At 67.7% G+C, this 2709-nt stretch carries 4 protein-coding genes; 2 read left to right on the top strand and 2 right to left on the bottom strand.

Annotated features, from left to right (window positions below; translation table 11 throughout):
* Together C4301_RS09205 and C4301_RS09200 are read left to right on the top strand one after the other, a co-directional pair.
* On the top strand, positions 1–1054 hold a 1054-nt coding region (locus tag C4301_RS09205; protein ID WP_352414786.1), incomplete at its 5' end, for a gluconeogenesis factor YvcK family protein.
* A 7-nt stretch (positions 1055–1061) separates the two neighbouring features.
* Positions 1062–1748 carry a glucodextranase DOMON-like domain-containing protein gene (locus tag C4301_RS09200; RefSeq protein ID WP_352414785.1) on the top strand — a complete coding sequence of 229 codons (687 nt, stop codon included), beginning with the start codon at positions 1062–1064 and terminating at the stop codon, positions 1746–1748.
* On the opposite strand, the gene C4301_RS09195 is transcribed toward C4301_RS09200, so the two are convergent.
* Positions 1745–2062, bottom strand: a complete 318-nt coding sequence (locus tag C4301_RS09195; protein ID WP_352414784.1) for a DUF3208 domain-containing protein — start codon at positions 2060–2062, stop codon at positions 1745–1747. The two genes, C4301_RS09200 and C4301_RS09195, sit on opposite strands and share 4 nt — an antisense overlap.
* Positions 2004–2709 (bottom strand): alanine racemase (locus C4301_RS09190; protein ID WP_352414783.1); only part of this gene is annotated, 706 nt, incomplete at its 5' end. The genes C4301_RS09190 and C4301_RS09195, both read right to left, overlap by 59 nt.

Below are 2709 nucleotides of genomic sequence, written 5' to 3'. Positions count from 1 at the left end.
CCTAGCCCTTCTCCTTCTGGGGGGCAGCGTGGCCACGCTGGGCATCCGGGCGATGAACCGGAGCCTCCTCTCCGCCATCACCGAGCCTGAGGAGGTACCGGAAAGGGTCTACATCCGAAGGCGCCTCGAGCAAGGGCCAAGGGTGGTGGCCTTCGGGGGGGGAAGCGGGCTTTCCCGGGTCCTTAAGGGGCTCAAGGAGCACACCGCCAACCTCACGGCCATCGTGGCCGTGACGGACGACGGGGGTTCCACGGGCCGCCTCCGGCTCACCTTCGGCCTCCCCGCGGTGGGGGACCTGGTGGACTGCCTGGCCGCTTTGTCCGACCACCCCCGCCTTCCCCAGCTGATGGCCCACCGGTTTGACAAGGGGGAGCTTAAAGGCCACACCTTCGGCAACCTTTTCCTGGCCACCCTGAACGAGGTGGCGGGGGATTTCGCCCTGGCCATCAAAGAGGCCAACGCCATCCTGAACCTCCGGGGCCAGGTCCTTCCCGCCACGCCGGAGGCGGTCCGGCTCAAAGCCCTGCTGCACGGCGGCCAGGAGGTCCTGGGGGAGGTGGCCTTAAGGGAGGCGGGGGGAAGGGTGAAGGAGGTCTTCCTCCACCCCGAGCCGAAGAAGGTGATGCCCGAGGCCCTCGAGGCCATCCGACGGGCCCAGCTTCTGGTCTTGGGCCCAGGCAGCCTCTACACCAGCGTCATCCCCAGCTTCCTACCCCTCAAGGAGGCCCTGGCCAAGGCCCCGGGCCGCCTGGTCTACATCGTCAACCTCATGACCGAACCCGGGGAGACGGATGGGATGAACGCCTACGACCACTACAAGGCGGTGAGCCACCACCTGGGCCGTAGGCCCGATGCGGTCCTCGTCCACACCGGCCCCATCCCAGAGGAGGTGCTCCAGCGCTACGCCAAAGAGGGGCAGCACCCCGTGGCCTACGACCCCGCCCCCTTCCGGGCGGACCGGGTGGAGGTTTTGGAGGGCGATTTCCTGGAAGCAGGCGGCCTGGCCCAACACGACCCGGCCAAACTCGTCCAGGCGCTCTTAAACCTGGTATAAGGGAAGGGTGCTCTTCTTCACCGACCCTCCGGGCGACGACCACGGCCTGGCCTACCAGTACCCGATGGCGGCGCTCTTCCAGGAGGCGGGCCGGGGGTACGCGGACCTTCTGGGCTTCGGTGCGGAGGCTTCTTCAGGGGAACTGGTCCTGAAGGTGCGGCTTGCCCGCTACCCCAACCCCCTGGGGGCTCCCTTGGGCTTCTCCCTGGCCACGGTGGCGGTCTACCTGGACACCGCCTCCGGAGGAGAGGAAGATCTTCCCGGAGCGGGGTTCAAGACCCCAGCGGGGGAAGGGTGGGAAGTGGCTTTTCTCCTCACCGGCTTTGGAGCAGAAAAGCGTACCCCTAGGGGCGAGTCCACACCTGTCAAGGCGGAAAAGGTGGGGGAGGAGCTCCTCCTCCACACCGGCCTTGCCCCTGGGGCGTACGGCTTCTACGTGGCCGTGGGGCTTTACGACCCCTTCGCCCCTTGGTTCTTCCGGCCCACGGCCCTCGAGCCCGGCCCCTGGACCCTTGCCGCCCCCCCAGGGATGCCCAACGCGGTGGACGTGCTGGCCCAGAACCAGGCCGAGGCTTACCGCACAAGGGTTCTCCCGCCCGCGCGCCAAACCCCCCCGCCTTACCCATCCCTTCTGGCCTTCGGCCTCGGGCTGGTCTCCTTCCTCCTGGCCTTCCTTCTGCGCAAGTCGCCCTAGAGGGGCCTTAGGTCCTCCAGAAGAAGCCAGCCCACCTCGAGGGGCAGGCCTTCCAAGATGGGCTTTAAGGCCTTTTCCACCCGCTCAGCCCAGGGATGAAGGGCCTCCGGTGGGGTATCCGTCTTGACCAGGACGGTCATCTGGTAGAACCGCTGGGTGGCGGTGGGGGTGCCGTCCTCAAAAAAGGCGGTGGGGGGGGGAACCTCGTCCAAAAGGAGGTAGGCCCCCTCCACCTCCCTCGGGAGCCGGCCGGGGTCAAACGCCATCCCCTGGGGGTGCCAAAGGTAGCCCTGAAAAAGCCGCACCGCCTGCATCCTCCTCAGCGTACACCACCCCGCCCCCCATCCGGTAAAGGCGGGGAAGGCGCTTGAGACTGGTGGCCGCCTCGTAGACAATGGTGCCCCGGGCCTCGGCCAAGGCCAAGAGGCTCGTCTTCCCCTCCTGGCCGATGACCTCAAAGACCGCATCCAGGCCCACAGGCTCCTTAAGGCGCACCGTGATCTGGTCCATAGAGATCCGCCCCACGATGGGAAGGAGATCTCCATCCGGCCCGCGGACCCACCTCGCATGGCCCCGGGGAAGCCCGTCCGCATACCCCACGGGCAAGGTGGCCAGCCACTCCCCCCCTTGGGCCACGTACTCCCCCCCGTAGCCCACCCGGGCACCCTTTTCCAGCCGCCTCACCTGGGTGGGCCGGGCCTTAAGCCGGAGAACCGGCCGGAGCCCCACCCCGGGGAAAAGGCCGTACAGCGCCAGCCCCACCCGCACCCCCTGGGCGCTTGGCCCATAGAGGAAAAGGCCCGCGGAGTTCTCCAGGTGGTAGAGGGGACCCTTTCCTAAGGCCCTTTGCACCTCTTGGAAGCGCTGGATCTGAAGCCGGGTAAAGGCCGGGTCCTCCTCCGCGCTCGAGAGGTGCGTATAAACGCCCTCCACCCAGAACCCCAGCTCCTCGAGCCGGCGG

This window comes from Thermus sp. (genome assembly GCF_040290245.1).
Classification (GTDB): domain Bacteria; phylum Deinococcota; class Deinococci; order Deinococcales; family Thermaceae; genus Thermus_A.
The sequence above is the reverse complement of the archived record's forward strand: the minus strand, read 5'-3'. Positions and strand labels throughout refer to the sequence as shown.

Excerpts from the sequence above, each read along its gene's own strand:
- C4301_RS09195 (WP_352414784.1), bottom strand. The coding sequence starts at position 2,062 with ATGCAGGCGGTGCGGCTTTTTCAGGGCTACCTTTGGCACCCCCAGGGG.